This window comes from Nonomuraea sp. NPDC051941 (genome assembly GCF_044593615.1).
Window position 1 is genome coordinate 177948 of record NZ_JBIUCF010000022.1, and the last position, 25822, is coordinate 203769.

Annotated in this window: 28 protein-coding genes; 14 read left to right on the plus strand and 14 right to left on the minus strand. The window is 70.0% G+C overall.

Features of this window, described 5'->3' with window-relative positions:
- Positions 1 to 185: 185 nt before the first annotated feature.
- A complete protein-coding gene (locus ACIHFD_RS33720; protein ID WP_397370340.1) occupies positions 186 to 1343 on the minus strand; it encodes a hypothetical protein in 1158 nt (385 codons plus the stop codon).
- Between the two features lie 343 nt (positions 1344 to 1686).
- On the opposite strand from ACIHFD_RS33720, the gene ACIHFD_RS33725 reads away from it, so the two are divergent.
- Both ACIHFD_RS33725 and ACIHFD_RS33730 read left to right on the plus strand, forming a co-directional pair.
- Entirely contained in the window at positions 1687 to 1998 is a 312-nt protein-coding gene (locus tag ACIHFD_RS33725) for an aminoglycoside phosphotransferase family protein (protein ID WP_397370341.1), read from the plus strand.
- Positions 1967 to 2155, plus strand: a complete 189-nt coding sequence (locus tag ACIHFD_RS33730) for a hypothetical protein (RefSeq protein WP_397370342.1) — start codon at positions 1967 to 1969, stop codon at positions 2153 to 2155. Before ACIHFD_RS33725 ends, ACIHFD_RS33730 begins: the two co-directional genes overlap by 32 nt.
- 172 nt (positions 2156 to 2327) lie before the next feature.
- Here the strand turns inward: ACIHFD_RS33730 and ACIHFD_RS33735 are convergent, their stop codons facing one another.
- Positions 2328 to 3017, minus strand: a complete 690-nt coding sequence (locus ACIHFD_RS33735; RefSeq protein WP_397370343.1) for a TetR/AcrR family transcriptional regulator — start codon at positions 3015 to 3017, stop codon at positions 2328 to 2330.
- 96 nt (positions 3018 to 3113) lie between these two features.
- On the opposite strand from ACIHFD_RS33735, the gene ACIHFD_RS33740 reads away from it, so the two are divergent.
- From ACIHFD_RS33740 to ACIHFD_RS33755, 4 genes are all read left to right on the plus strand, one after another.
- Complete coding sequence (locus ACIHFD_RS33740; RefSeq protein ID WP_397370344.1) at positions 3114 to 4025, plus strand: SDR family oxidoreductase; 912 nt, start codon at positions 3114 to 3116, stop codon at positions 4023 to 4025.
- A gap of 31 nt (positions 4026 to 4056) precedes the next feature.
- Positions 4057 to 4821 carry an SDR family NAD(P)-dependent oxidoreductase gene (locus tag ACIHFD_RS33745; RefSeq protein WP_397370345.1) on the plus strand — a complete coding sequence of 255 codons (765 nt, stop codon included), beginning with the start codon at positions 4057 to 4059 and terminating at the stop codon, positions 4819 to 4821.
- Between the two features lie 57 nt (positions 4822 to 4878).
- Positions 4879 to 5811 (plus strand): SDR family NAD(P)-dependent oxidoreductase, encoded by a 933-nt coding sequence (locus ACIHFD_RS33750; RefSeq protein ID WP_397370346.1) that lies wholly within the window; start codon positions 4879 to 4881, stop codon positions 5809 to 5811.
- 126 nt (positions 5812 to 5937) lie between these two features.
- Positions 5938 to 7056 (plus strand): serine hydrolase domain-containing protein, encoded by a 1119-nt coding sequence (locus ACIHFD_RS33755; RefSeq protein ID WP_397370348.1) that lies wholly within the window; start codon positions 5938 to 5940, stop codon positions 7054 to 7056.
- Positions 7057 to 7155: 99 nt separating this feature from the next.
- Here ACIHFD_RS33755 and ACIHFD_RS33760 read toward each other — a convergent pair whose 3' ends face one another.
- Positions 7156 to 7725 carry a hypothetical protein gene (locus tag ACIHFD_RS33760; protein ID WP_397370349.1) on the minus strand — a complete coding sequence of 190 codons (570 nt, stop codon included), beginning with the start codon at positions 7723 to 7725 and terminating at the stop codon, positions 7156 to 7158.
- A 14-nt stretch (positions 7726 to 7739) separates the two neighbouring features.
- A complete protein-coding gene (locus ACIHFD_RS33765; RefSeq protein WP_397370351.1) occupies positions 7740 to 9035 on the minus strand; it encodes a M14 family zinc carboxypeptidase in 1296 nt (431 codons plus the stop codon).
- 50 nt (positions 9036 to 9085) lie between these two features.
- On the opposite strand from ACIHFD_RS33765, the gene ACIHFD_RS33770 reads away from it, so the two are divergent.
- Complete coding sequence (locus ACIHFD_RS33770; RefSeq protein WP_397370352.1) at positions 9086 to 9694, plus strand: TetR/AcrR family transcriptional regulator; 609 nt, start codon at positions 9086 to 9088, stop codon at positions 9692 to 9694.
- 31 nt (positions 9695 to 9725) lie between these two features.
- Here ACIHFD_RS33770 and ACIHFD_RS33775 read toward each other — a convergent pair whose 3' ends face one another.
- Positions 9726 to 10349, minus strand: coding sequence for a TetR family transcriptional regulator (locus ACIHFD_RS33775; protein WP_355196552.1), 624 nt, complete (start codon positions 10347 to 10349; stop codon positions 9726 to 9728).
- 83 nt (positions 10350 to 10432) lie between these two features.
- Here ACIHFD_RS33775 and ACIHFD_RS33780 point away from each other — a divergent pair, with 83 nt between their 5' ends.
- Positions 10433 to 11854, plus strand: coding sequence for an FAD-dependent oxidoreductase (locus ACIHFD_RS33780; RefSeq protein ID WP_397370353.1), 1422 nt, complete (start codon positions 10433 to 10435; stop codon positions 11852 to 11854).
- Here the strand turns inward: ACIHFD_RS33780 and ACIHFD_RS33785 are convergent.
- From ACIHFD_RS33785 to ACIHFD_RS33795, 3 genes are read right to left on the minus strand one after another with little or no spacing between them, the layout of a single operon-like run.
- Positions 11846 to 12856 carry a BtrH N-terminal domain-containing protein gene (locus ACIHFD_RS33785; RefSeq protein WP_397370354.1) on the minus strand — a complete coding sequence of 337 codons (1011 nt, stop codon included), beginning with the start codon at positions 12854 to 12856 and terminating at the stop codon, positions 11846 to 11848. The two genes, ACIHFD_RS33780 and ACIHFD_RS33785, sit on opposite strands and share 9 nt — an antisense overlap.
- Positions 12853 to 13863: a MerR family transcriptional regulator gene (locus tag ACIHFD_RS33790; protein ID WP_397370355.1), complete on the minus strand. Its 1011-nt coding sequence runs from the start codon at positions 13861 to 13863 to the stop codon at positions 12853 to 12855. Before ACIHFD_RS33790 ends, ACIHFD_RS33785 begins: the two co-directional genes overlap by 4 nt.
- A 31-nt stretch (positions 13864 to 13894) precedes the next feature.
- Complete coding sequence (locus ACIHFD_RS33795) at positions 13895 to 14764, minus strand: MBL fold metallo-hydrolase (RefSeq protein ID WP_397370356.1); 870 nt, start codon at positions 14762 to 14764, stop codon at positions 13895 to 13897.
- Between the two features lie 62 nt (positions 14765 to 14826).
- Between ACIHFD_RS33795 and ACIHFD_RS33800 the strand changes: the two genes are divergently transcribed.
- Positions 14827 to 15435 carry a helix-turn-helix domain-containing protein gene (locus ACIHFD_RS33800; protein ID WP_397370357.1) on the plus strand — a complete coding sequence of 203 codons (609 nt, stop codon included), beginning with the start codon at positions 14827 to 14829 and terminating at the stop codon, positions 15433 to 15435.
- Positions 15436 to 15637: 202 nt separating this feature from the next.
- Positions 15638 to 16492, plus strand: coding sequence for a helix-turn-helix transcriptional regulator (locus ACIHFD_RS33805; RefSeq protein ID WP_397370358.1), 855 nt, complete (start codon positions 15638 to 15640; stop codon positions 16490 to 16492).
- 46 nt (positions 16493 to 16538) lie between these two features.
- On the opposite strand, the gene ACIHFD_RS33810 is transcribed toward ACIHFD_RS33805, so the two are convergent.
- From ACIHFD_RS33810 to ACIHFD_RS33820, 3 genes are all read right to left on the minus strand, one after another.
- A complete protein-coding gene (locus ACIHFD_RS33810) occupies positions 16539 to 17480 on the minus strand; it encodes an SDR family NAD(P)-dependent oxidoreductase (RefSeq protein ID WP_397370359.1) in 942 nt (313 codons plus the stop codon).
- A gap of 20 nt (positions 17481 to 17500) precedes the next feature.
- Entirely contained in the window at positions 17501 to 18166 is a 666-nt protein-coding gene (locus ACIHFD_RS33815; protein ID WP_397370360.1) for an SDR family oxidoreductase, read from the minus strand.
- A 99-nt stretch (positions 18167 to 18265) separates the two neighbouring features.
- Positions 18266 to 18787 carry a MarR family winged helix-turn-helix transcriptional regulator gene (locus tag ACIHFD_RS33820; protein ID WP_364265498.1) on the minus strand — a complete coding sequence of 174 codons (522 nt, stop codon included), beginning with the start codon at positions 18785 to 18787 and terminating at the stop codon, positions 18266 to 18268.
- Between the two features lie 227 nt (positions 18788 to 19014).
- Between ACIHFD_RS33820 and ACIHFD_RS33825 the strand changes: the two genes are divergently transcribed.
- On the plus strand, positions 19015 to 19878 hold the full coding sequence (locus ACIHFD_RS33825) for a hypothetical protein (RefSeq protein ID WP_397370361.1): 864 nt from the start codon (positions 19015 to 19017) through the stop codon (positions 19876 to 19878).
- Between the two features lie 140 nt (positions 19879 to 20018).
- Here the strand turns inward: ACIHFD_RS33825 and ACIHFD_RS33830 are convergent, their stop codons facing one another.
- The 3 genes from ACIHFD_RS33830 to ACIHFD_RS33840 all read right to left on the minus strand — a co-directional run bounded on the left by ACIHFD_RS33830 (position 20019) and on the right by ACIHFD_RS33840 (position 22972).
- Complete coding sequence (locus ACIHFD_RS33830; RefSeq protein ID WP_397370362.1) at positions 20019 to 21293, minus strand: multidrug effflux MFS transporter; 1275 nt, start codon at positions 21291 to 21293, stop codon at positions 20019 to 20021.
- Between the two features lie 74 nt (positions 21294 to 21367).
- Complete coding sequence (locus ACIHFD_RS33835; protein WP_397370363.1) at positions 21368 to 22384, minus strand: zinc-dependent alcohol dehydrogenase family protein; 1017 nt, start codon at positions 22382 to 22384, stop codon at positions 21368 to 21370.
- Between the two features lie 60 nt (positions 22385 to 22444).
- Complete coding sequence (locus ACIHFD_RS33840; protein ID WP_397370364.1) at positions 22445 to 22972, minus strand: cyclophilin-like fold protein; 528 nt, start codon at positions 22970 to 22972, stop codon at positions 22445 to 22447.
- A gap of 103 nt (positions 22973 to 23075) precedes the next feature.
- Between ACIHFD_RS33840 and ACIHFD_RS33845 the strand changes: the two genes are divergently transcribed.
- The 3 genes from ACIHFD_RS33845 to ACIHFD_RS33855 all read left to right on the plus strand — a co-directional run bounded on the left by ACIHFD_RS33845 (position 23076) and on the right by ACIHFD_RS33855 (position 25708).
- The gene (locus tag ACIHFD_RS33845) at positions 23076 to 23975 is read left to right on the plus strand and encodes a helix-turn-helix transcriptional regulator (RefSeq protein ID WP_397370365.1); all 900 of its coding nucleotides are present in this window, start codon (positions 23076 to 23078) and stop codon (positions 23973 to 23975) included.
- Positions 23976 to 24431: 456 nt separating this feature from the next.
- Positions 24432 to 24839, plus strand: a complete 408-nt coding sequence (locus ACIHFD_RS33850; RefSeq protein ID WP_397370366.1) for a pyridoxamine 5'-phosphate oxidase family protein — start codon at positions 24432 to 24434, stop codon at positions 24837 to 24839.
- Positions 24840 to 24850: 11 nt separating this feature from the next.
- Positions 24851 to 25708 carry a haloalkane dehalogenase gene (locus ACIHFD_RS33855; RefSeq protein ID WP_397370367.1) on the plus strand — a complete coding sequence of 286 codons (858 nt, stop codon included), beginning with the start codon at positions 24851 to 24853 and terminating at the stop codon, positions 25706 to 25708.
- Positions 25709 to 25822 lie beyond the last annotated feature (114 nt).

A 25822-nucleotide genomic window follows, 5' to 3' on the forward strand; every position in this document is an offset into this window, starting at 1 on the left:
GATGGCCCACCCAGCTGTGACATCCGGCCTGGGTAGACGGGACTCTTCGGGACCGGCTGGTCGATGTCGGCGTGGAGCTGGTGCTGCAGGAGATCGCCCGCCGGGCGGGGGTGTCGCACGGTGTTGCTGGTGGGCTCCTCGCCAAGGTCCTGTCCGGTCAGAGAGCCACCTCGCTCAACTGCACGTCACGGGGCAAGCGCCGCTGAGGCGTTGAGCGCTGCCTCGATCTGCTTGCGATCTCCCGCGTGGTGGATTCTCGTCAGCAGCCGCTGCAGCGCCGCGGGTGCCTGCGGGCCGGGGATGGCCCCCAGGGCGTGCACTGCCGCCGTGGCCACCTTGGGCTCGGGAAAGTAGGCGAAGGTGTCGTACGAAGTCCGCAGCACCACCGCCTCCAGTGCCGTCACCGCTGCGGGCCCCTCAGTCAGCGCCGCCATCCAGACGACACCTCTCGCCAGATCGTCGTTGCGCTCGTCCAGTAGCACCTGTTGCCGCTTTCCGTGGCGCCGCATCGTGGTGGGGCCGCACTCCAGCAGCCCGGCCAGCGCTCGTCGGCCGAACTCCCGGGTGCCCTCTCGGAGCGCCAGGTCCATGCACGTCCGCCGCCACGCGGCCGTCGGAAGACCCGACGCCAGGGTGGCCAGGTGAATGATCAGCTGGACCAGGTGCGGCATCGGTTCGACGCCGAGCCACTCCCTCAGGCCCCCTGCCCATCGATCGCGCGGTACGAGCACCGAGTCGGGCAAAGCCGTCGGCGGCCCGTCGGCCAGCGCCAGGTAGGACCGCATGGCCTGAGGCAGGCGAGCACGGTCGGCGCCACGGATCCCCCACGCGGATGGCAGCGTCTCCTCAACGGCGCGTAGCAACGGAGCAAGCTCTCGAAGCTCCGGCTCTCCGAGCCCTTTGAGCGAGGCCAAGGCCAGCTTGACGCATGTGACCCATCGAAAGCCCCGCTTCTGGTCGGCGGCGGCCAGACGCCACAGGACGCTCGCCTGCTCGGCAGTCCAGCCCAGACGCCGCCTGGTGGCGCGTTTCAGTATGTCGTCGAAATCCGCGTAAGGGTCCTCTGGCCACAAGGCCACGCAGAGCGCCGCGGCGCACAGGGCGGCGTCATCCGCTTTCTCCAGCCGCCGGGCGACGTCCTCCTTGATCCGCGCCCGGGTGGCCCAGCATTCGTCCCAGTCGTCCTTGTGCTGAGTCCGCAGGGCATGGGCTGTGGTGGCCTGCTCGTCGCCGAGGTGGTCCACGAGCCAACGGGCAAGGTCCACCGCCGAAGTCCGAACGTGATCGAGACCGTCATCACGGCGAAGGATGTGCTTCAACTCGTCCAGCTCGTCGTCGCGCATGAGGTGCACTCTTCCAGGCAGGACCGACGGTCGCAGCCACGAGTGCCGGGGACAAGCGGGACAAGCTCACCCCGCGAAAAGGTCATTCAGCACCGTGACCAGCCCATCCGGCACGCATCTGGTGGTCGAGAGGTTCCAGCCGCCTACTTGGCCGAGCTCCTGGGCGCCCCGCTGCACGCAGCACCGGATCACTTGCCGTCAACGCCGGGTGCCGCCGGCGCGGCGGGACCGGCCTGCCGTTCTTGCTCCGGTAGCAGGAGGCTAACGCCGAACAGGAGTTGCTGCAGTACACCTCCTTCGTTCGTCGCAGATCGACCCTGGACCCACGAAGGAGATGCCTTTCATGAACACGTCGACCTCCATCGACGTTCCCGACCTGTTCGCCGCGTCTTATGGCGCGAACGGCGCCGAGGCGCGCGCTTGGCTCGCCGATTTGCCTCGCCTCGGAGGCGAGTTCCTGGACCGCTGGCGGCTGCGGCCGGACGGCCCGGCCGCGTACGGCATGGCCTCGCTGGTCCTGCCCGTACTTCAGTCCGACGGGACACCCGCCGTCCTCAAGCTTCAGCAGCTCCGGGAGGAGACCGCCGGCACCGCCCCCGGACCTGGCCGCCGCGGTGGAGACGGTGCGGGCGCTGCTGCCGCCGGCCGAGGATGACGACGACCGTGAGGCCGAGTGGCGGGCCGCGCTGCTCGATCGGTACGCCACGGTGCGGCCGTTCATCGAGCTGTTGGCTGCGGTGATCCCGTGGGGCTGCACCGAGGCCGGCGCCCGGGTGCTCGCCGCGCCGCGCTGCGCGGCTTGGCGAAGGTGACGGCCGCCCGCATCGGCCGGCTGCGCGCCGTACTCGGCCCTCTCGCGGCCAAGCACGGTTGGGACCTCTCCGAGGTGCCTACGGACAACGGGAGAAAAAGCCACTGGGCCCGGGAGCTTGATCTTCGGCCTGCGTCCAGCCCGGCGCATCCCTTGGTGACGTCTGCCGGTGCTCAGGGACGCGGGCTCGCGCTCGTCGGCTCTTTCTGGCGGGTGAGGAGCCCGGAGATGGTCACCTCTACCGTCCGGCGCATCACCTCGGTGAAGTCGAGTCGCATGGCGGCCAGGGCCGGGTCGGAGGCGTAGGCGGCCAGCATCGCCTCTGATGGCCGGTCGCAGGGCCAGGCGGCGGTGGCCATCAGCAGGGTCACTTCCACCACCCGGGGCGCGCCGCGGGCGCCGAGTTCGGGCACGTGCCGCAGGACCAGCTGGACCAGCGCCTGCATGGAGTGCTTGGCGGCGTGCTTGTGCCGGATGGCGACCTCGGTGGAGATGTTGTGCTCCAGTACTGCGGCCTGCGCGCTGATCAGGTCGCACAACACCGGCCGCTGCGCCATCGACTCGGCCAGAATCTCGGCCAGCCGGTCACCGCGCTCTCGCGGCGTGCCCTCGCTGGGCTGAAACGACCGCTCCAGCTCGGCGATCCAGTCTTGGATTTCGGCGTCCAGTAGCTGGAGCAGGACCGCCTCGCGTGAGTCGAAGTAGCGCAGCACGTTGACCTTGGCCAGGCCGACGCGCCGGCTCAGTTCGTTCAGGCTCAGCTTCGCGACCGGCATCTCGGCCAGCATCGCGGCCGCGGTCTTCAAGATCTGCCGGCGTCGTTCGGTCCGCTGCTCCTCGTTGCGGGCGCGCTTGAAGTTCACCAGCCCATCCTACACACCGCCGGTATTTTACAAAGATACCGGCGGTGCGTTAGCGTGACCAGGGACAAGAAACCGGCAGTACTTAAGAGGTGCGTCATGTACCAGATCCCTCGCCAGCAGGGAAAACTCGCCGTGGTGACCGGCGCGAACAGCGGCACCGGCAAGGCGGCCGCGACCAAGCTGGCCGCGGCCGGCGCACGGGTGATCATGGCGGTACGCACGATCGCCAAGGGCGAGCAGGCGCGCGCCGAGATCCTCAGTGCCCACCCGGCGGCAGACGTGCAGGTGCGGCGGATCGACTTGGCCGACCTGGCCTCGGTCAAGGAGTTCGCCGAGGGCCTTATCGCCGACGGACGCCCGGTCGACATCCTTCTCAACAACGCCGGGGTGATGTTCCCCCCGGTGCGGCACGAGACCGTCGACGGATTCGAGCTGCAGCTGGGCAGCAACTTCCTCGGCCCGTTCGCCCTGACCGTGCGGCTGCTGCCGCTGCTGCTGAAAGCGCCCGGCCCGCGCGTGGTGACCATGAGCAGTGGCATGGCCGCCCGCGGCACTATCGACTTCGGCGATCTGAACTGGGAGAACAGCTACGAACCGATCGGGGCGTACGGGCGATCCAAGCTGGCGGACCTGCTGCTGAGCCGGCACCTGGCCCGGCTCGCGAGCGAGCGTGGCTGGCCGCTGCTGTCAGCCGGGGCGCATCCCGGTGCTGCGGCCACCAACATCGCCGCCTCCGGCCCGAGGCTCGGGGGTGAACCGAGCCTGCTGTTCCGCATCGCGTTGAAGATCACCCCGCAGCACAGCGCGGAGGCCGGCGCCGACCCGATGCTGTACGCCGCAACCGCGCCCGGCGTGACCCAGGGCGGCTACTACGGCCCGCGCTGGGGGCTGGTCGGTGCCCCTGCCATCGCGCGGCCCACGAAGAAGGGCCTCGACCGCGACGTCGCCGCCCGCCTGTGGGCCGAGGCCGAACGTCTGACCGGCGCCGCCCTGCCCGCCACCCTCTGATCACTCACCAAGCGAAAGGCACCACCAGAAAATGTCATCTCTCTTCGGCAAGGTGGCCCTCATCACCGGCGGCAGCAAGGGCACCGGCCTGGGCATCGCCAAGGCCTACGTCAAGCAAGGCGTGGCCGTCGCGATCACCGGCCGCAACGCCGACGCCCTGGCCCAAGCCAAGGCCGAGCTGGAAACAGTCGTCCTCGACGCCCGTGTGCTCGCGCTCACCGCGGACAACAAGGACCACGAGGCCGCCGCGCGGGTCGTCTCCCAGGCCGTCGAGGAGTTCGGGCGGCTGGACATCCTCATCAACAACGCCCAGGAGTTCCGCACGGGAATCGCTCTGGAGGACCTGAGCTGGGACGACATGATCTCCACCTACGAGTCCGGCGTGTTCGCGACCTGGCGGTTCATGACGGCCGCGCTGCCACACCTGAAGAAGACCGAGGGCACCGTCATCAACATGGGCTCCGGTGCCGGCGTGCAGTCGGTTCCCCACCACGGCGCCTACGGCTCCAACAAAGAGGCCATCCGCGGCCTGTCGCGCATCGCGGCCCGCGAGTGGGGCCAGCACAAGATCACCGTCAACGTCATCAACCCCTACGTCACCTCCGCCGAATCCGAGCGCTACGAGCGCGAGCACCCCGACGTCATCGCCGACATCCTGAAGGGCATCGCCCTCGGCCGCATCGGCGACGCCGAGCAGAACGTCGGCAGCCTCTGCGTCTACCTCGCCAAGCCCGAAGGCAAGTACATGACCGGCTCGACGTTCGACGTCGACGGCGGCGCCTTCATCCGCCCCTGACCCACCCGCAGCCACCGCACGTACCGATCACACGACCCTGAAGGAACACACGACATCATGACCGACCAGCTCAACATCCCGTTCGCCAAGGAGAGCACCGCCGATGACGTCATCGCCGGTGTGGACCTGACCGGCAAGCGCGCCATCGTCACCGGCGCCTCCTCCGGCCTGGGCGCCGAGACCGCGCGCGCCCTCGCCTCCGCCGGCGCGGAGGTGACCCTCGCGGTCCGCAACCTCGACGCCGGCCGGCAGGTCGCGGCGGACATCACCGCGAAGACCGGCAACGCGAGCGTGCACGCCCGCAGGCTCGACCTGGACGACCGCGCCAGCATCGACGCGTTCGTCGCCGCCTGGCAGGGGCCGCTGCACATCCTGGTCAACAACGCCGGGATCATGGCGCTGCCCGAGCTGACCCGCACCCCCCAAGGGTGGGAGCAGCAGTTCGCGACCAACCACCTCGGCCACTTCGCCCTCACCACAGGCCTGCGTGACGCCCTCACCGCGGCCGGCGGTGCCCGCGTCGTCATGGTCAGCTCGGCCACCCACCAGGCTTCCGGGATCGTCTTCGACGACATCCATTACGACAACCGCCCGTACGACCCGTGGCAGGCATACGGGCAGTCCAAGACCGCGAACATCCTCTTCGCAATCGAGGCCGCCAAGCGATGGGCCGGCGACAAGATCACGGTGAACGCGATCGAGCCCGGCGCGATCTACGACACCGGCCTGCTGCGGCACGTCGAGATCACTCCCGAGTTCCAGCAGATCGTTGACGCAACACCGTGGAAGACGGTCGAGCAGGGCGCCGCCACCCAGACCCTGCTCGCGGCCTCCCCGCTGTTGGAGGGCGTCACCGGCGGCTACTTCGCCGATTCCAACGTCATCGAGAAGTCCGAGACGAACCCGAACTGCCTCGCCCCGCACGCCGCCGACCCCGACGCCGCCGCCCGCCTGTGGGAGCTGTCGGAGAAGCTGCTCGACCAGCAGTGACCCCGGCCCGGAGGCGGCGCGTTCGTCGCCTGCCGCCTCCGGCCGCGCCCCGCGACGACAGCGCACGACCCCGACCGATCCCGAAACCGATGGCCAGCAGGAGACCCGATGCAACCACAAGGAAGCGTGAAGACCGGATTCGACGCCGTCCGCGACACCTTCGCCGAAGCGCTCGGCAACGGCGACGAGGTGGGCGCCGCGATCGCCCTGGACGTCGACGGCGAGACCGTCATCGACCTGTGGGGCGGCCACCGCGACCCCGAGCGTACCTCCCCCTGGACCAGCGACACCGTCGTCAACGTCTTCTCCACCACAAAGATCGTCACCGCGCTCGCCGTCCTGGTCCTCGCCGACCGCGGCACCATCGACCTCGACGCGCCGGTGGCCACCTACTGGCCCGAGTTCGCCGCAAACGGCAAGGACGGCATCTTCGTCCGGCACATCCTGGGCCACACCTCCGGCGTCTCCGCCTGGGAACAACCCATCACCATCACCGACGTCTACGACCTGCCGACCTCCACCGCCCGGCTGGCCGGCCAGGCACCCTGGTGGGCTCCCGGGGCCGCGGCCGGATACCACGCGGTCACCCAGGGACACCTGCTCGGTGAGATCATCCGCCGCGTCGACGGGCGGTCCCTGACCCGATTCGTCGCCGAGGAACTCGCCGCGCCGCTTCGCGCCGACGTGCAGATCGGCGCCCGCGAAGGCGACTGGCACCGCATCGCCCCCGTCATCCCACCACCGCCGATCCAGTTCGACATGGCCGCCATCGACACGACCAGCATCGGGTTCCGGACGATGACCGGCCCCACCCCCGACGCGGAACTGGTGAACACCCCGCAGTGGCGACAGGCCGAGATCGGCGCCGCCAACGGCCACACCAACGCCAAAGCCCTCGTCACCCTCCTGCGCGCCATCGCCCTGGGCGGCACCGCCGACGGCGTCAAGGTCCTCTCGCGGCCCACCATCGAGCGCATCTTCGAGGTCCAGGCCGACGGCCCGGACCTGGTCAACGGTGCCGTCATGCGCTGGGGCATCGGCTTCGGCCTTACCCCCGTGGCCACGTTCCCTTGGCTGCCCGACGGCCAGGTCTGCTGGTGGGGCGGCTGGGGCGGATCCATCGCCGTCATCGACCTCGACCGGCGAGCCACCTTCAGCTACACCCCGAACAAGATGGGGGGTGGTGGTCTGACCGGGTTCGAGAGTGCCGGACGGTACCTCACCGCCGCCTATGACGCCCTGTAGTCGTCGTTCACCATCGCGGGCCGCCGGTCCGCACCCGCCACACCCTCCACGTATCACGTACATGAGCGATCATGGCGGCGCGGCGACCAGGAGAACCCTTCACCGGATCGCTGCGCGACTCCGGCACGTTATCCGGTACATGGTTCGGACAGGCACGGCGACCGCCGCTCGGCGGCCGGTATGAGCGCCGCGCCGAAGGTCACCGCCCTTCGCGGTGAAGGCGTCAGCCTCGCCGCGGCCGCCGACGCCTTCCTGGCCACCCCGCGCACGGCCAACCCCAACACTCACCGCGCCTACGCCTCGGCCATCGACCGCGCCGCCGTCACCTCCTGGCTGATCTGGTGCCAGGCCAAGAAGCACTGGGCGGCGCACTCGGTCCCGGCCGATGCCGAACGCCGCAAGGAGAGCGCCGACGAGACCCGCACGGTCACCAAGACCACCATCCACCGGCTGCTGTCCCGCCGCAACATCCCGCTGCGCGAGAAGACGCTGTGGCGGATGCTGTACGAGACCGCCGCCCGCGCCGCCGAAATCCTCGCCCTGAACGTCGAAGACCTCGACCTGGAGCACCGCCGCGCCCCCGTCCTGCTCGACAAGTACGCCGGGCTCGATCTGCACCAGCTGCGCCAGTTCCCGGCGTTCGGAGGCGATCGCGGTCTTGATCTCCATGGTGGTGCGCTTCCTCAACGGTTCGGTGCCGTGTGCGCGGCGGCGGTCAGGACGGCGCCCAGCTGGACGGCGACCAGTTTGCGCAGCTCGATCGGCGGGCCGGGAGGGTCGGCCTCGGCCTGGCCGCACCACGTCTCGAAGCGCTCGGCGAGCAGGCGGCGCTGCTCGCGGATGGCCGGCGTCAGGTTGCCCGCGGCGATCTCCGCGTCGAGCGCGCGCAGGAATGTCCCGAGCAGGCGCAGCCGCATCAGGTGCAGTGCCTGACGGTTGCCGAACTCCTCGGCGACCGTGGCCGTGCGGTCCTGATCGGGCACGGTCTCTTCGAGCTCGCCGAGCTTGCGGAAGGTCGCCAGCGTGCTCTCGGTCGAGCGGCGGAACGGCGAGCGCAGGCTCAGGTCGCCGCCGACCGCCCGCATGCCCGCCCGCATCGTGTCGATCACCTCGCGCCGGGCCGCCGCTCCCCCGGCCAGGATCTCCCGGAACGGGCGGTCGCTGGGGCTCTGGTCGGCCACGCGTTCGTCGGCCCAGGTCGGCACCTCCGTGACCAGGTGGAGTGCGCCGAAAGCGGCCGCGTAGTCGGCGCTGCTGCCGCCCGCGCCGAAAGCCTGGCCCACCTGCGAGCCGGGCGGGGTCAGGTAGACGGCGGGAACGATCGGTTCGGCGCCGGGCAGCTCCGGCTCTCCGTGGTGCAATCCGATGCCTTCCAGGCCGGGCAGGGCGGCCAGCCGTTCGGCCAGCGTCGCATCGCGGCGGTTGAGGTAGAAGAACGCGCCCTGGTACTCGCCGTTGTGCAGCGAGCAGACCAGCGACGGGCGTACCTCGTCCATGAGGCGCATCAGCGCGGCCGTCTCCGGCAGCGGACGGTCGAAGGAGTAGTCCGCACCGGCCAGCGGGAAGGTCCACTCGACCTGGTCGGCCAGACCGGGGCGGTAGAAGTGCTCCGCGTAGGCGCGGCGGTCGCCGGGCCTGCCGTACCAGCCCTCGTTCAGCCTGGCTCCGTCCGGATCCGCGCACGCGACGACGTGCCAGCGAAAGCCCAGCTCCGTCCGCAGCCGCTGGTCACGGCAGAGCAGCTCGACCAGCGCGAGGGCGGTCAGGGCGCCGACCGGCTCGTTGGGATGCGGTCCGGCGATGACCACCGCGTCCGCCGGGCCGTCGCCGACCGTCACGGCGTGCAGCGGGTCGCCCAGCCGCGAGGCGCCGATGCGGCGCGACCGTACCTGGTCGGGGTGGGCGGCGGTCAGCTTGTCCAGCTCGGTCTGGAGCGCGTCAACGGTCGGGTACGCGGCGCAGCCGGGGACGTGTCTCATGTACTCAGCAACATTCATAATGAGATTACGGTAATAATAGGATTATGAGAATGACAAGGGCCGAGGCCAAGGAGCACAACCGGCGGGCCCTGCTGGAGGCCGCGCGGCTGGTCGTCGCCCGCGACGGCCACCGGGCCAAGCTGGAGGAGATCGCCGAGCAGGCGGGGCTGACCACCGGCGCCGTCTACTCGTTGTTCGGCAGCAAGAACGGACTGCTCGTCGCCCTGGTCGCCGACTGCCTCGCGCCGCACTACGACGGCATCGAGCAGGCCGTCCCCGCCGGCATGGGCCTCATCGAGGCGGTGGAGGTCTTCGCCCGTCACTACCGGAGCCTGTGCGACGACCCCGACGCGCTGCGCCAGCTGTCGTTCGAGATCAGTCTGCAGGACCTGGCCCTGCGCGACCCCGAGCTACAGCCCAGGCTCGCCGCCTCCGTACGGGCGCACGAGGAGCGACTGACCGCGCTGCTGTCCGGAAGGGTCCACCACGGGAACGCGCTCACGCCGCGGCAGGCGCAACGCCTGGCCACGGCGCTGCGCGCGCTCATGGTCGGCCTCAGTCAGGGCGTCATCCTGGGCCTGACGCACGCGGCACCCGAGCAGTACTTCGCCGCCGCCGCTCACGCCCTGGTCGCGCCGGACGTGCTCGGACCGCCCTGACCTGCCCACAGCACACGCAGCGGTCGGCCTGCTATACGTGCCCGGCCAGGCCCTCGGACAGCAACGCGAAGGCGTGCTCGGCGTCGGCGACCGCCTGCGGATAGCGCTCGTCGGCGGACTGGCCGCCGGCCAGCGCCCCGGAGTTGTCCATCGACAACAACCAGTGCACGCCCACCACCTGGGTGGCCGCCACGCGCGCGGTCAGGGCGGGAACGCCGTCAACGTCCTGGAGCGCCTCCGCGAGCGCCCGTTCCGAACCCTCCTGAAAGCGGGTCGCCCTCGCCCGCAGCGCCGGAGTATCCGAGATCATGCGGATGAGCGCGAGGATCTCCGGGACGTCGTTGAGGCCGGTGATCGGGTCGCGGTCGCGCAGGCCGTCCAGGAAATGGTCGCGGAGCGCGGCCAGCGGCCCGACCCCCGGCGGGCGGGCGCGCACCACGCGGGCCGCTTCGGTCTCGTGGTCGGCGAAGCGGTGGACGACGAGCTCCTCCTTGGCGGGGAAGTAGGCGAACAGGGTCCGCTTCGACACTTCGGCGGCCTCCGCCACCTCCGCCACCGACACCTGATCGAACCCGCGCTCAAGGAAGAGCGAGATGGCGGCTTCCGAGATGGCGGCATGGGTCCGTGCCCGTTTGCGTTCGCGCAGCCCTGTCATGTCTCCACGTTATCAAAATCTGCACTCGTACGTTTATCGCGTCGGGTATATATTTGCACTCGGTCGAGATTTCGGGAGGAACGATGACCGAAGTGATCGTGGCGGGCGCCGGACCCACCGGGCTGACCCTGGCCTGCGAGCTGGCTCTGGCCGGCGTGGACGTCCTGGTGGTGGAGCGCCTGCCGTACCGGATCGAGCAGACCAAGGGCGGCGCGATCCAGCCGCGCACACAGGAGCTGCTCGAGCTGCGCGGCCTGCTGGAGCCGATGCAGGCCAGGGCACTTTCACGCGAGCCGGCGGGCGGGCACTTCGCGATGCTGCCCGTGCCGCTCGACTGCACGGCGTGGGACACCGCGCACCCGTACCCGCTCTCGATCCCGCAGGGGGAGATCGAGGCGGTGCTGGAGGAGCGCGCCACGACGCTGGGGGTCAAGGTGCTGCGCGAGAGCGCGGTGACGGCGGTCGAGCAGTCGGACGACGGCGTGGTCGTGACGGCCGGCGACCGGCGGATCGAGGCCCGCTACCTGGTGGCCTGCGACGGCGGGCACAGTACGGTCAGGAAGCTGCTCGGCGTGCCGTTCCCCGGCAGGCCGGGAACGTACACGGCGGTGCTGGCCGACGTGCGGCTGTCGTCGGTGTCCGACCTCGTGCCGAAGACCATCGGGCACATCAGCACGCTCACGCGCGAGGTCGACGACCACTGGGTGATGCTGGTGCCGCTGGGCGGCGGCCGCTACCGGTTCACCGGCGGGGCGGCGGGCGAGGAGGAGCCGGCCAAGGACAAGCCGGTCACGTTCGAGGAGATCGCCGAACTGCTGCGCATCGTGTACGGCGAGCAGACCGTGCTGGCCGCCGTGGACAACGCCTCACGGTTCAGCGACGCCACCCGGCAGATCGACAGTTACCGGGTGGGCAACGTGTTCTTCGCAGGCGACGCCGCCCACATCCACCCGCCCTTCGGCGGGCAGGGCCTGAACCTGGGCGTTCAGGACGCCTTCAACCTGGGCTGGAAGCTGGCCGCCGTCCTGCGGGGCCGGGCCTCGACGGACCTCTTGGACACCTACCACGCCGAGCGGCACCCGGCCGGGGCCTGGGTCCTGCACATCACCCAGGCGCAGCGGGTCTTCGCCACTCCCCGGCCCGACGCGGACGCCGTCGAGCTGCGCAAGGTCTTCACCGACCTGATGCGCCTGCCCGAGGCCAACAGACACCTGGCGGGCCTGATGTCGGGGCTGTCGCACTCCTACGACCTGCCCGGCGACCACCCGCTGGTCGGTCACCGGGTCGCCGGCCTGGACCCGTCGCTGTTCCTGGCCGGCCGGCCCGTCCTGCTCGACCTGGCCGGGATCCTCCCGCCCGACCTCGGTGCCACGCGCGGCCGGCCGGTGGACGGCCTGCCCGGCGCGATTCTGGTCCGCCCCGACGGCTACGCGGCCTGGGCGGCGGACACGGACCCCGACCTGGACGCCCTCGTCGGGAACCCGTGCTGGGCCCTCCTAACGTAGGGCCGCATGGGTCTCACTCCCCAGGCGGCTCAGCGCCTGCATGGCCTCGCGTTCTATGCGGGAAAGATCGCTCAGGACGGTGCCCGCCTGGACGAGGTACTGCGCCTCGCCTGATTCGCCGGCCTTGGTGATCAGTGCCGCGGCTTCCGTCCACAGGGTGGCTGCCTCGGCGTACAGCTCGTGGCCGGTACGCAGGTGGCTGCTGTCGAGCAGGTGGACGCATTCGGCGAGGAAGTCGCGGTAGAGATTGCGGAACAGGGCGCCGCCGGTGCCGGCCTTCTCCATCAGAAGGGCGGCCTGCGGCAGGTCCCGCCGTGGGTCGTCGGTCCGCTGGAGCCAGGCGCGTACCAGCTTGCCAGCCTTGTCGATGCCGCGGTGCCCCACGTTGGCGATGGGCGGGTTGAGGAAGGCATCGGCGCAGGCCGTGATGGCGGGAATGATCTGGGCCTGCGGGGAAGGCAGGTTCCTCGGGGCGGTGAGGGTGAAGGACCGGTGCTTGGCGGTCATCGGGCCGCGCGCGGCCCTGGCCTGGGCGAGTGTGGTCAGGCTGGTGGATACCGCTCCGCCTTGCTGGTCGGTGTCCACCAGGTAGGCGTCGTGGTCGTCGTAGCCGTACATGGCGACGACATGACCGCCGAAGTGCACCTTCGACCCGAAGTACTCCAGATGGTAGCTGTCGAGCTGCAGTCCGACGGGGCGGCCGGCGTCGATGGGCGCCGCCACGTTCTCCCATGCCTTACGGGGGGAGGTCGTCTCCTGGACCAGGAGCTCCAGTCCGAGCCTGGCGGCCAGGTTCCTGGTGAGGTCGAAAGGCTTGACCCGGCCCCCGAGGAAGGGGAAGCCCATGTTCTTGCTGTCCCAGTAGATGAAGGACAGGCCGGAGCCGAGACCGAAGAGCATGGGCTCGGACAGATCGAGTCCCTGGTGCCGCAGCAGCACCCCCAGAGCCGTCGTCTCGCAGTGCTGTGTACCGCGGATGTCGACGTCTTTCACCTTCGTCATGCCTTGCTCTCCTGGATGGGGATGATCAGCCGGGTCATCAGTTCTTCTTGCGGGGCCTCTGCCGGCCCGACGAGATAGGCCTCACGTACGGGCGCTTTCGGACGCAGCCCGCGCTCGTGGATGGCGGCGAAGAGCGCGTTGTAGGCCAAGGGCAGCTGGGCGTAGGGCCCGATGTGCACGGTCTCGGCCACGGGTCCGCCGGGCAGCACCTCGAACTCCAGGCCGGGCGTACCTTCCCCCTGCAACGTCTGCGCTCCGACGGCGATCTCCATCCGCTCTTCCAGATCCAGCGGGTACAGCGCCCACAGTGGCGGCTCCCACGCGATCCCCGCCTTGCCGAGCACGGGCAGCAGCCGGCTCACGCACTCCTCGAACGTCTCCCCGATCTCGGCAGGGGCGCAGACCGCGCGCGCCACCGCCAGCCGTCGCTCCGGCTCCCTGCCCATCGTCACCTCATAGCCGGGCAGGCCACCCTCCGCCAGCCGCTCCAGCATCTTCAGCCGCGCCTGGTCCCTGCTGATCCGTTCGGCCAGCCGATCCCGCTCAGCGCGCAGGATCTGCGCCCTGGACTCGGGCTCGGCGGCCAGGGCCTGGGCGATCACGGCCAGGGGAAGATCCATTTCGCGCAGCAGGGCGATGGTCAGGGCATCGCGTGCCTGCTCAGGCACGTAATAGCGGTAGCCGGAGCCGGCGTCCACGTGAACCGGGGCCAACAGCCCCGTCTCGTCGTAGTGCCGTAGCTGCTTGACGCTGAGCCGGCAGAGGCGGGCGAAGCGCCCGATGGTGAGAAGTTCGCCTTGCACGTCACCATGGTGGACTCTCCCACGGTGGGAGAGTCCAACGCCGTACCCGTTGTGCCCGCGACGGCGGCCGATGCCGCGGTATTCCTCGACCGGGATGGGATGGAGGCCGCCGCGCATGCGGCTGGTGTAGAGGCGGCCGTCCAGAGTGGTCGAGTTCGTGGGCGACCGGCCGGGCCGGACGAGCTTGCCCTCCTTGGCCGCCATCGCGAGCGCGGCCCGGAGCCGACAGGCTCGATCAGCCGATCGGCGGTCCGAGGTATTCCAGCGCATAACCGGCGCCGAAGGGGGTTACGCGGGCGATGCCGGGTGAGTCGAGGTGGGCGCCGGCCACGAAGTGGTGTGGTTGGGTCAGTTGTTCGAGGAGGGCCGCTCGCGCGGCGCGGGCCTGGGACTGGTTGCCGTCGAGCTCCCAGGACACGTTCGGCTGATCGAATTGGAGCGTGGGTACGTGAACGGTGTCGCCCCAGGCGAGAAGGTGGCCGGTGCCGCTCCTGACGTCGTAGACGGTATGACCGGGTGTGTGGCCCGGTGTCGGGATCGCGGTGATCCAGTCGTTGATCGCGGCCTTCTCCGACACGGGTACGACCCGGTCGCGGATCGGCTCGAGCCGCCCCGTGAACACCGAGGTGTCGCCCGCACCGATCCACACGCGCTCGAGTTTGGTGAACGCCTCTGAACCGTCCGGCGCGATCAGGCCGCTCACGTGGTCTTCGTGCTTGTGGGTGATGGCCACATCGGTGACCTGCGCGCGGTCGATTCCCGCTTCGTCGAGCGCGTCGTAGATCAATCCCATGGTGGGGTCGTGCCAGGCGTTGGACGCGCCGGTGTCGATGAGAACCGACCGCGTGCCGTCGGTGACGAAGAAGGCGTTGACCGACAGCCGCAAGTTGTCGCCGGCCAGCGGGACGGCGGCTGGCAGCTCATCGAGTGTGCGCCCCTCCTCGTCGCGCAGCCGTGTCGGCGGCATGTCGATGTACCCGTCTCGCAACGAGATCACCTGCAGATCGCCGAATTCGAACGTGGCATGGTGCTGGCCACTCGAGATCAAACGCATGGAACCTCCGTCGTGTTGGGCGCACATCGCTTGTCTCCGATAGAAGAACAAATCTTCTTTAGGAGATTACCCTACACTGTGGGCAGCGAAGTACCCATCGATCGAGGAGCACGGTGGTCGAGCAAGACGGAAACGCGGCCGAACCGCAGCACGGAGACGACCTGGCCGGCGCGTTCGGCGGTAACGTGCGGCGACGCCGTGAGGAGGCGGGCCTGACGCTGGAGCAGCTGTCCACACAGTCGTCGGTCAGCCGGGCGATGCTGTCCAAGGTCGAACGCGGTGAGAAGAGCCCGACGATCGGCGTCGCGTCTCGGATCGCCCACGCGCTCAACGCGTCGCTCTCGGAGCTGATCGGTGCGCCGGCTGCTGCCACGTCTGGTGTGGCCATTGTCATGCGCAAGAACGATCGCCCCGTTTTCCGTGACCCGGAAACCGGCTTCGAGCGGCACATGGTGTCAGCGGCCCCGGGCGCGGGAGGGGGCGAGATGGTCGTCCACTACCTCCCCGCACAGGTCTCTACCGGGCTGCTGCCCGCGTATCCGCCGGGTACGGAGAAACAACTCGTGGTGCTCGAAGGCACCCTCACCGTCGCGATCGGCGGGATCAGCGAGACCCTGAACACAGGCGACTCCCTGTTCTTCCAGGCCGACGCGGACCACGGCTTCGCCAACCGATCGAACGCTCCCTGCGAATACATCATGGTCATCTCGCGCAGAACCTGATCGGCCGCAGCTTGCGGGCCTGGACAAACCCGGCTAGGCATCGCCAACCTCACGGCAAGAGCACGGCGGCGAGCAGCTCGACCGTGAGCTCGCTCCCGTCGTCCAGGAGCGTGCGGCGATGAGGAGAAGAGCGAATTTCCCTAGGATCGGCTCTCCTAGCGCGCGGCAGAAGCAGTGGGCCGAGGCACCGAGGATGGATGGCATGAAGATGGACCGGGCCAAGCTGGCGGACTTCCTTCGCCGTTCCCGCGAGCGGCTCCAGCCGCAGGAGGTCGGCCTGGCCGCCGGACCGCGGCGCCGCACGTCCGGCCTGCGCCGCGAAGAGGTGGCCCAGCTGGCCGAGGTGTCGGCCGACTACGTGATGCGGCTCGAGCAGGCACGCAGCTCCCAGCCGTCGGCCCAGCTACTGAGCGCGCTCGCCCGGGCATTGCGGTTGACCGAGGACGAAAGAGATCACCTTTACCTGCTGGCGGGCCACCGGCCGCCCGAAGGGGCGCGCGCCGGAAATCACGTCCGTCCCGGCCTGCTCTACCTGCTCGACCGGCTGGGCGACACGCCCGCCCAGCTCCTCACCGACCTCGGCGATCTGCTCGCGCAGAACCCCCTGGCCGAGGCCCTGTTCGGATGCGTGTGCACGATCGAAGAACCGGACCGGAACATCGTGTGGCGCTGGTTCACCGACCCGTTCGTGCGCGAGCCGTACCCCACCGAGGAACACGACCGCCTGAGCCGCCTGCACGTCGCGGACCTGCGTGCCGCCGCGACGCGCCGCGGCTACGATCACTCCTCCAGTTCCCTGATCGACCGGCTCGAGGCGGCGAGCGAGGAGTTCACCGCCCTCTGGCAGCGGCACGAGGTCGCCGTACGCCGCGAAAGCCGGCTGCGCGTCATGCATCCGTCCATCGGGCCCGTCGAATTCGACTACGAGATGCTGCAGACGCAGGCCGCGGACCAGCGCCTGCGCCTCTTCACGCCGCCGCCCGGATCCAAGAGCATCGAGGCTCTCGAGCTCCTCCGTGTCGTCGGCCCGGAGACCGCCCACCGCAGTCATCGATGAGGGCCGCCGGTTCATCCTGACGGGACGACTGGGTCGAGTCGGGCGTTCACGAGTCGGCGAGCAGGTCTGTGGAGACCTGCCAGAGGCGTGCGGCCTGGTCGGGGTCTTGTGCGTAGGCGGCGACGCCTCCGTGGAGGTTGTCCGGGCGCAGTGGCTCGGCCTCGTTGCAGTCTTCGAAGTAGCGGCCGCCGATCCCCGCGAGCAGTGGAGAGGTTGCGAGGAGAACTGAGGTTGCGGCTCCTTGTTCCGCTGTCTTCCACGGCAGTGCGGGGGCGCCGCTCGCCTCGAACTGCGCCAGCAGGTCACGGTCGACGTGGCGCATCAGGTTGGTGCGGACCACGCCGGGCATGACGGCGTTGACGGCGATGCCGTCGCCGGCCCACCGCTGGGCGGCCTCGACCGCGAACAGCGCGTTGGCCGTTTTCGACTGCCCGTAGGCGGCGTGCGCATCGTACGGTCGCCGCTGGAAGTGGAGGTCGTCGAAGACGACCGGGGAGAGCCGGTGCTGTGAGGAGCTGACCGAGACGACCCGGGCGTCCCCGGCCGTGGCGAGCGCCGGGTGCAGGGCGGTGGTCAGCGCGAAGTGACCCAGGTGGTTGGTGGCGAAGTGCAGCTCCCAGCCGTCCGGGGTGTGGGTCGCCGGGACCCCCATGATCCCGGCGTTGTTGACCAGGATGTGCAGCGGGCCCTGCCAGGCGGCGGCGAACGCTGCCACCGAGGTCTGGTCGGCGAGGTCCAGCACGGCGATGTGAATCTGCTTGTTGCCGGTGCCGGCGATGATGTCCTGCGCTACGTGCTCGCCTGCGGCAGGGTTGCGGACTGCCAGGGTCACTTCGGCGCCGGCGCCGGCCAGCGTGCGGGCGGTCTCGGCGCCGATGCCGGACGATGCGCCGGTGACGATGGCCCGGCGGCCGGACAGCTCGATGCCGGCGGCCACTTCGGCGGCGGTGGAGGTGGCGGTGAACGGTGTGGTGATGCGGGTGGTCATGTTTGCGATCCCCCCGGTCGTCAGGCGGTGACGAGGTGCTCGGGCCGGTCGCGGCGGGTGTGGAGGTCCCAGTAGATCCGGGCGATGTCGTCCGGGTCGGCGTGCGGGACGCCTTCGGGGGCGGCGACACTGGGCAGGAGGTTGATGGCCACGGTCGCGGCGTGGATGCCCTGGTCGGCGAGGGTGTTGTGCAGGTTGAGGACCCAGTTGCGCAGGGCGGCCTGCGCCGTGTTCATGGTGGCGAGCATCGGGTACGGGTTGATGGCGCCGCCGCCGGTGGTGTAGAGGAGGGTGCCGGCGCCGGCGGCCAGCATGGCGGGCAGCACCGCCTGGGTGGCGGTGACCGCGCCGTAGAGAAGGTGCTGGATCGCGGGCTGGAGGTTGTCCACGGTCACCTCCGGCGGGTTGACCATGGTCAGGCCACCGTGCGGGGAGTACTCCAGGACGTCGATGCCGCCGAAGTGGTCGGTGGCCTGGGCCAGCGCGGTGGTCAGCGCCGGCAGGTCGGAGACGTCGGCGGGGAAGCCGGCTGCGGTGATGTCGTCCGCGGCCAGCTGTGCCACGAGGGCGTCGAGGTTGTCCTTGCTGCGGGCGACCAGGGCGACCTGGAACCCGTGACGGCCGAAGACCTTGGCGATCGACAGGCCCATGCCGGGTCCGGCTCCGACGATGGCGATGGTGGGCATGCGTCTACTCCTTGTTGTGCGTACGGGAAACGCCACGTGCGGGCGCGGCGAACTACGCCTGGGGCGGCGGGCGTCCGCAGGCGGGATCTGGCGGGTGTGTTACTCGCCGTTGAGCGGGGGTGCGGCGTCGGGGAAGCAGTCCTCGATGCTGGGCGTGTCGGGGTCGATGGCTTTGAGGACGCGCTGGGCGATGCGGCCCATCTGCTGCTGCTGGGCCTTGGTCAGCGGGTCGAAGACGAGCCGGCGGACTTCGGCGACGTGCGCGGGTGCGGCCTCGGTGACCTTGGCCCAGCCGTCCTCGGTGAGGGTGGCCAGGGTGTAGCGGCCGTCGGCCGGATCCGGCCTGCGCGACACCCAGCCGCGTTTCTCCAGCCTGATGACGACGTTGGACAACCGGGACAGGGTGCTGGCGGTGTAGACGGCCAGCTCGCTCATCCGCTGGGTGCGCTCGGGCATCATCGACAGCCCGGACAGCACGAGGTACTCGAAGTGGCTGATGCCCGCATCACGCTGCATCTGCGCGTCCAGCGCGGCCGGTAGGCGGATCAGCGCGTACGCGAGCGCGTACCAGTTCTGCTGCTCCTCGGCATCGAGCCAGCGCGTCTCCCTCGTGTCGTCCATGCCGCCAGCTTAGCTCCAAGCTTGGAGTAATCACAACTCTCGATCACTTTTAGCTTGGAGTAATCCTATGCTAGCTTCACTTCAAGGTTGTAGTTATTACAGGCTATGAACGCGGTTCTCCGGGCCGCGTTCCTCCTGGTGGGTGGCATGAAGCCGACCCGGCCGAAGGCGAATCCGGCCCCGCGTAGACGCCCCCGTCCGCATCCAGGTTCACGAAAGGAAGTGCGATGAGCACGTCAGGCACCAGACTCCAGGTCGTCTTCGGCGACCTCCGCCACGCCATCGACGACGTCATCGGCAAACATCAGGTCACCATCGAGGAACTGTTCGCCGCGATCGGGTGGATCCAGCAGGTCGCCGCCGCCGGTGAGCTGCAGCCGGCGGGCATCTTGTTCGTCAAGAGCGTGCTGAAGGCCACCGAGGGCGCCACCTACGCCCATCCGGAGAAGGACGGCGCCGGCTATTGGGAGATGGAGGGCCCGGCCTACCTCCCCGGCGCCCCGCTGCTGGAAAGCCCCGCCGTGCTGCCGATGCGCCCCGACGAGCCGGGCGACCCGCTGATCGTCTCGGGAACGGTGCGGTCCACCTCGGGAGAGCCGCTGCCAGGCGCGATCCTGGACATCTGGCAGATCGACGCGAACTGCGTCTACTCAGGACTCACCACCGAGGACTTCGGGGGTCTCGACATCCCCAACGACTCGACAGGCATCCCCAAGTACAACCTCCGGGCGAGGATCATCGCCGACAGCGACGGCCACTACGAGTTCCGCAGCATCATGCCCGGCGCCGAAACACTCGGCATCGACAAGGACGGCAGCCCGCTGGCCGCCCTGACCAAGGCGCTGGAACTGCCAGGCATGCGTCCCCTGCACATTCACTCCATCGTCTCGGCCGATGGTGTCCATCCGCTGACCACCCAGATCTACTTCGACGGCGACCCACTCCTCAGCGGCACCATCGAGGGGCCCATCCCCCAGCCCGCCGTCAAGAGGACCGAACTCCACGACGATCCGGCCGACTATCAGGCCCGCGGCCTCAGCGTGCCGTACCGCACCCTCACCTACGACTACGTCCTGCGCCCGGCGGCCTGAGGCCGTGGCCTCCATCATCGTCAGCGGCGGCAACAGCGGGATCGGCCTGCAGGTGGCGCGGGACCTCCTGGTCCGAGATCACCGGGTCGTCCTCCTCGGGCGCCATCCACCGCTCTGCAGCCAACGTCCGCTGCGGGCGGTCATGAGGGAACCCGCCTGAGCTGCCGGTCGCGACGCCGGGGCTTGATGAGGGTACAGGCGGTCACCGCGAGGCCGGCGGACACGAGAGTGACGAGGCCGAGGGGGACGGCGGTGCCGGCGCCGCCGAGGCCGACCAGAGGCGCGGACAGGCCGCCGAACGCGAAGCGGGCGACGCCCAGCAGGGAGGAGGCGGTGCCGGCGAGGTCGGGGTAGCCGGACAAAGCGAGCGAGGCCGCGGGTGCGGAGGTGACGGCGACGCCGCTGACCATCGCCAACAGCGACAGGACGACGGCGATCAGCGGCAGGTGCAGCACGGCGGCGGCCAGCAGCCCGGCCGCGCCGGCCGAGCACATGCCCAGCCCGATCGCCAGGGTTTTCCGCTCCGACCAGCGTTCGGCCAGCCGGCCGCCGAGGTAGCCGAACACCATGAAGCCGAGGGAGTTCAGGCCGAACGCGAAGGAGTACTGCTGCGGCGAGAGCCGGTAGATGCCCTGCAGGACGTAGGTGGCACCACCGAGGTAGGCGAAGATCGCGGCGTTGGTGAAGCCGCTGACCAGCACCGCGCCGAGGAACACCCGGTCGGCGAGCAGCCGCCGGAAGTCGTGGGCCATAGGCGTCAGCCCTCCCGAGACGCGCTGCTCACGCGGCAGCGTCTCGCGCAGGACGACGATCGAGGCCAGGAGGATGGCGACGCCGACCGCGGCGAGGAACAGGAACAACCCGCGCCAGTCGGTGATGGAGGCGAGCTGCCCGCCGATGACCGGGCCGATGATGGCCGCCAGCCCGGCCAGCACGGTCAGCCGGCCGTAGTACCGCACCAATGCGCGACCGGAGTAGAGGTCACGGCCGGCGGCTTTGGCGATCACGATGCCGACGGCGCCGGCCAGGCCCTGGACGAATCGGGCGGCGATGAGCGTCTCGATGGTGGGGCTGATGGCGCACAACGCCGAGGTGAGCACGTACGCGGCGACGCCGGTCAGCAGAGGGCGGCGCCGGCCGTACCGGTCGGACAGGGGGCCGGCGATGAGCTGTCCGAGGGCCAGCCCGAACAGGCAGGCAGTGATGGTGAGTTGCGCGGTCGAGGTGGCCGATCGCAGCTCGGCGGTGAGTGCGGGCAGGACGGGCAGGTAGAGGTCCATGGAGATGGGACCGAAGATCGTGAGCAGGCCGAGCACGATCGCGAGGGGGCGCTCGACGGCCTGTTCGCGCCTGCCTGCCCTGAGGTTGCCGGGGAGAGGGGCTGCCGGGCCGGTGTTCGTGGGCGTGCCGGTCACGCTGTTCCTTCCATGTGCTCGCTGCGTCGATCGCTCCTGGCCGGTGAACGGCGGGGCGGCCGGTGTCGCCGGGCTTACGGGTGCAGCAGCACCTTGATGGCACGGCGCTCGTCCATTGCCCGGTAGCCGTCGGCGGCCTGGTCGAGCGGAAGGATGAGGTCGAACACTCTGCCCGGGTCGATCTGCCGCTCCCAGATGAGCTGCATCAGCTCGGGCAGGAAGCGGCGCACCGGGGCGGGGCCACCGTGCAGGTGCACGTGGGAGAAGAACAGGCCCATACCGGGCAGATGCACATCGTGGGTGACGCCGACGTAGCCGACGTGCCCGCCAGGCCGGGTGGAGCCGATGGCCTGCATCATCGACTCCTGGGTGCCGACGGCCTCGATGACGCTGTGGGCGCCGAGCCCGTCCGTGAGGTCCTTGATCCGGCTGACGCCTTCCTCTCCGCGCTCGGTGACGATGTCGGTGGCGCCGTAGGCGAGGGCGAGGTTCTGGCGGGCCTCGTGCCGGCTCATCGCGATGATGCGTTCGGCGCCGAGTTGCCTGGCCGCCAGTACGCCGAGCAGCCCGACGGCGCCGTCGCCGACGACCGCGACGGTCTTGCCCGGGCCGGCCGCGGCGGCCACCGCGGCGAACCAGCCGGTGCCCAGCACGTCGGAGGCGGCCAGGAAGCCGGGGATCAGGTCGTCCGAGGGGACGTCGGGCGTGGCGATCAGCGTGCCGTCGGCGAGAGGGACGCGCATGTACTGGGCTTGGGCACCGCTGACGCCCTGACGGTGGATGCAGGAGCTGTGGTAGCCGGCCCGGCAGATCTCGCAGGTGTTGTCGGAGGTGACGAACGAGCCCACCACGAACTGGCCGGGCCGCACCGCGGTGACCGCGGATCCGACCTCCTCGACGATGCCGGCGTACTCATGGCCCATCGGCCGCGGCCCGTCCAGCTTCTCCACGCCTCGGTACGGCCACAGGTCCGAGCCGCAGATGCAAGTCGCCGACAAGCGGACGATCGCATCGGTCGGCTCGATGATCTGCGGTTCGGGACGGTCCTCGACCAGGACCTGTCCGGGAGCGGTCATGACAGCAACATGCATGAGAAGAGCACTTCCTCGATAGGCGGTGACGGAGACGGCCGCCGGTTCAGAACGGACAGGTCAAGGGCGGGTCGCGGCGGCTGGCTCGATCCGGACCGTGACCTGCTTGCCCGCTGCGGCGAGCCTGTCCAAGCCGGCCTCGATGATGCCTAGGCGGACCAGGCCCGGATCAGGGACCATTTGGCCGAGATCGTCGTAGTAGACGGCGATCACTCCGTTCGAGGGCCAGAAGTAGACCTCGCCCGGGGTGGGATCGTGAACCGGAGTACCGCCCTGGGCCGTGAGCGCGCGCGGCAGCCGCCCTGCCTTTGCCTGTCCCCACGCGTCCGTCAACTGCAGGGTCAACGGCAGCATCGCGGCGAACTGCCGTGACGGCGGCGTGTCGGTCAGGGTCGCGGTGACGGCCTGGTCGCCGAACCGCAGCACCATTGCCATTCCCGAAGTGACGCCTGCCGTGGTCGACAGCGGCCCGGACATATGCGGGTTCGCCGGGAGCGCGCACCCGGCCAGGACGGCGGCCAGCGGGGCGGCCAGCAGAGCACGGGCCAGGCAGCGGGTCCAGGCGGCGACGGTCACGGCATCGGTCATGGCATCCAGCACATCCGAGCAGCTCAGGAGCGAGGAAGTCACTCCTGATGGATGTACTACCAGTACCTCCCAACCTGCCCAGAGGCTGGCGTACCGTCATGTCATGGACAACCGGTCCGATGTGCGCGAATTCCTCACCTCACGACGCGCCAAGATCACCCCTGGGCAGGCGGGCCTGCCCGTCGCCGGCCAGCGCCGCGTCCCCGGACTACGGCGCAGCGAGGTCGCCGCCCTGGCCGGGATGAGCGTGGAGTACTACGCCAAGCTCGAACGCGGCTCCCTGGCCGGAGTCTCGGCCGGCGTCCTCGACGCGATCGCCCGCGCCCTGCAGCTGGACGACGCCGAACGCGCTCACCTGCTCCGCCTCGCACACGAGGCCGACGGCAGCAACGCCATCCTGCGCCGGCGCCGTCCCAAGCAGCCGACAGCACGTCCCGGCCTGCAATGGATGCTCGACGCCATCACCACCGCCCCGGCGATCATCGGCAACAACCGATCGGATCTGCTGGCCGCCAACCACCTGGGGCGGGCCATGTACAGCGACCTCTACGCCGATCCCACCCGGCCGCCGAACTTCGCCCGCTTCACCTTCCTCGACAGCGCAGCCCGCCGCTTCTACCCCGGCTGGGACCTGGCCGCCGACATGACCGTGGCCAACCTGCGCACCGCCGCCGGCAAAGACCCGCACGACAAGATCCTGCACGACCTGGTCGGCGAACTCTCCACCCGCAGCGACGACTTCCGTCATCGCTGGGGAGCCCACAATGTCCGCACCCACGGCACCGGCGTCAAACACTTCCGCCACCACATCGTCGGCGACCTCACCCTCACCTACGAAAGCATGGACCTGCGCGCCGAGCCCGACCTGTCCATGACGATCTATGCAGCCGAACCCGGCTCCCCGTCCGAGGACGCGCTCCGCCTGCTCGCCTCCTGGGCCGCCACACACGAGCACACCGACCGACCCCAGGACACCGACCACCCGCACATCGAGCGCACCTGACGCGCAAGCACCCGATCGGCGGGTGCGGGCTCAGCCGCTTTTGCCAGGACGGATCGCGCAGCACGATCTGGATCATCACCGTCCGGCAGCGTCCACCGGATCGCCTCGGGGGTAGCGGCGAAGTCGGACGGACACATCCGCAGCGCCCGCGCCCGCCAGGCCTCCACGACCTTCTCCGAGGTCCCTTCGAACAGCATCTCCGGCAGGCCGATCGCCTTGACCCGCTCCGCTCGAACATCGCCTCGGTCGCGCCCACTGCTTGGGGCTGGGAGGTTCCATCCGCTCTCTTCACCCACTATGGTTCGTAATTGAGTCAGTCAACTCACTAACTGTGCGAGGCAGAATTATGATCGTTGTCACGGCCGCCGAGGCGGGTGGGATCCGTGTGCTGCGGGAAGGCGGGCACGCGGGGCGTACGTGCACGCTCACCCCGCGCGAGCGTGCCGCGGCCTTCCGATGATGGGACCGCGTGGAGCCCTCACCACGAGCCCGACCGGCTCGGTGGGGTCCTTCCTGGCCGAGCCCCGCGTGGCCACGCTGACGACCCTGCGGCCCGACGGGTCCCCGCACGTGGTGGCGGTGCGTTTCACCTGGGACGGCGAGCGGGAACTGGCCCGCGTGCTGACCGTCGCCGCCTCGCGCAAGGCCCGCAACCTGGTACGGGGCGGCCGCGCCGCGCTCTGCCAGGTCGACGGGTTCCGCTGGGTCACCCTTGAGGGCACCGCGACGGTGTCCGACGATCCGCGCCGGGTGGCCGAGGCTGCCCGCCGCTACCTGCGACGTTACGGTTCGCCGCCGCCCGCGCCGCCCGGCCGGGTCGTGATCGAGATCGCGGTGGACCGCATCATGACACTCAACACCTGAACGGATCCGACATGCCTTTTCAGAACGTGCTCGACTCCACCATGCACTACCGGGAGCTCGGCACCGGCGCGCCGATCGTCTTCCTGCACGGCAACCCGACCTCCTCCTACCTGTGGCGCAACGTCATGCCCGCCGTCGGGCACGGCCGTCTCCTGGCTCCCGACCTGATCGGCATGGGCGAGTCGGGCAAGCCCGCCATCGAGTACACCTTCGCCGACCACTCCCGCTACCTGGAGGCCTGGTTCGACTCGCTCGACCTCGACGACGTGGTGCTGGTCGGCCACGACTGGGGCGGCGCGCTGGCCTTCGACTGGGCCTCCCGCCACCCGGACCGGGTTCGCGGGATCGCCTTCACCGAGGCCATCGTCAAGCCGATGAGCTGGGACGAGCTCCCCGAGGACGGCCGCGACCTGTTCCGGGCGATCAAGACCGAGGGCATGGGCGAGTCCATGATCCTCGACGATGACGCCTTCCTCAGGCAGGGCCTGCCCACCACGGTCACCACCCCGCTCACCGAGGAGGACATGGCCGCGTACACGCAGCCCTACCCGACCAGGGAGAGCCGCCTGCCGCAGCTGCGCTGGGCGCGCTCGTTGCCGCTGGGCGGGGAGCCGGCCGACGTCGTGGCCAGGATCGAGGCGTTCGACCGGTGGCTGGCGACCAGCGTCGAGGTGCCGAAGCTCATGATCGGCTTCCGTCCCGGCATCGGCACGATGTGGACGTCGGAGACCATCGCCTGGTGCGCGAAGAACGTGGCCGCGTTGGAGATCGTGGAGCACGAGGAGGTCGCCGGGCATCACACGCCGGAAGACCAGCCCCTGGCCATCGCGGCGGACATCGAGAACTGGCTGGCCAAACTGGCGGGCTAGCCCGAACTGCCGGCGTTCGGTTGCGGTGGGGGGGGGGGGGGGGGGGGGGGGGGGGGGCGCGGCCGGGGCGCCCCCCCCCCCCCGGGGCCCCCCCCCCCCCCGGGGGCCGGCGGC

Excerpts from the sequence above, each read along its gene's own strand:
- ACIHFD_RS33740 (WP_397370344.1), top strand. The coding sequence starts at position 3,114 with ATGTACCAGATCCCTCGCCAGCAGGGAAAACTCGCCGTGGTGACCGGC.
- ACIHFD_RS33770 (WP_397370352.1), top strand. The coding sequence starts at position 9,086 with ATGACAAGGGCCGAGGCCAAGGAGCACAACCGGCGGGCCCTGCTGGAG.
- ACIHFD_RS33750 (WP_397370346.1), top strand. The coding sequence starts at position 4,879 with ATGACCGACCAGCTCAACATCCCGTTCGCCAAGGAGAGCACCGCCGAT.
- ACIHFD_RS33805 (WP_397370358.1), top strand. The coding sequence starts at position 15,638 with ATGAAGATGGACCGGGCCAAGCTGGCGGACTTCCTTCGCCGTTCCCGC.
- ACIHFD_RS33840 (WP_397370364.1), bottom strand. The coding sequence starts at position 22,972 with ATGACCGATGCCGTGACCGTCGCCGCCTGGACCCGCTGCCTGGCCCGT.
- ACIHFD_RS33725 (WP_397370341.1), top strand. The coding sequence starts at position 1,687 with ATGAACACGTCGACCTCCATCGACGTTCCCGACCTGTTCGCCGCGTCT.
- ACIHFD_RS33845 (WP_397370365.1), top strand. The coding sequence starts at position 23,076 with ATGGACAACCGGTCCGATGTGCGCGAATTCCTCACCTCACGACGCGCC.
- ACIHFD_RS33815 (WP_397370360.1), bottom strand. The coding sequence starts at position 18,166 with ATGCCCACCATCGCCATCGTCGGAGCCGGACCCGGCATGGGCCTGTCG.
- ACIHFD_RS33835 (WP_397370363.1), bottom strand. The coding sequence starts at position 22,384 with ATGCATGTTGCTGTCATGACCGCTCCCGGACAGGTCCTGGTCGAGGAC.
- ACIHFD_RS33775 (WP_355196552.1), bottom strand. The coding sequence starts at position 10,349 with ATGACAGGGCTGCGCGAACGCAAACGGGCACGGACCCATGCCGCCATC.
- ACIHFD_RS33810 (WP_397370359.1), bottom strand. The coding sequence starts at position 17,480 with ATGACCACCCGCATCACCACACCGTTCACCGCCACCTCCACCGCCGCC.
- ACIHFD_RS33825 (WP_397370361.1), top strand. The coding sequence starts at position 19,015 with ATGAGCACGTCAGGCACCAGACTCCAGGTCGTCTTCGGCGACCTCCGC.
- ACIHFD_RS33780 (WP_397370353.1), top strand. The coding sequence starts at position 10,433 with ATGACCGAAGTGATCGTGGCGGGCGCCGGACCCACCGGGCTGACCCTG.
- ACIHFD_RS33765 (WP_397370351.1), bottom strand. The coding sequence starts at position 9,035 with ATGAGACACGTCCCCGGCTGCGCCGCGTACCCGACCGTTGACGCGCTC.
- ACIHFD_RS33720 (WP_397370340.1), bottom strand. The coding sequence starts at position 1,343 with ATGCGCGACGACGAGCTGGACGAGTTGAAGCACATCCTTCGCCGTGAT.
- ACIHFD_RS33785 (WP_397370354.1), bottom strand. The coding sequence starts at position 12,856 with ATGACGAAGGTGAAAGACGTCGACATCCGCGGTACACAGCACTGCGAG.
- ACIHFD_RS33745 (WP_397370345.1), top strand. The coding sequence starts at position 4,057 with ATGTCATCTCTCTTCGGCAAGGTGGCCCTCATCACCGGCGGCAGCAAG.
- ACIHFD_RS33820 (WP_364265498.1), bottom strand. The coding sequence starts at position 18,787 with ATGGACGACACGAGGGAGACGCGCTGGCTCGATGCCGAGGAGCAGCAG.
- ACIHFD_RS33790 (WP_397370355.1), bottom strand. The coding sequence starts at position 13,863 with ATGGCGGCCAAGGAGGGCAAGCTCGTCCGGCCCGGCCGGTCGCCCACG.
- ACIHFD_RS33760 (WP_397370349.1), bottom strand. The coding sequence starts at position 7,725 with ATGGAGATCAAGACCGCGATCGCCTCCGAACGCCGGGAACTGGCGCAG.
- ACIHFD_RS33855 (WP_397370367.1), top strand. The coding sequence starts at position 24,851 with ATGCCTTTTCAGAACGTGCTCGACTCCACCATGCACTACCGGGAGCTC.
- ACIHFD_RS33850 (WP_397370366.1), top strand. The coding sequence starts at position 24,432 with ATGATGGGACCGCGTGGAGCCCTCACCACGAGCCCGACCGGCTCGGTG.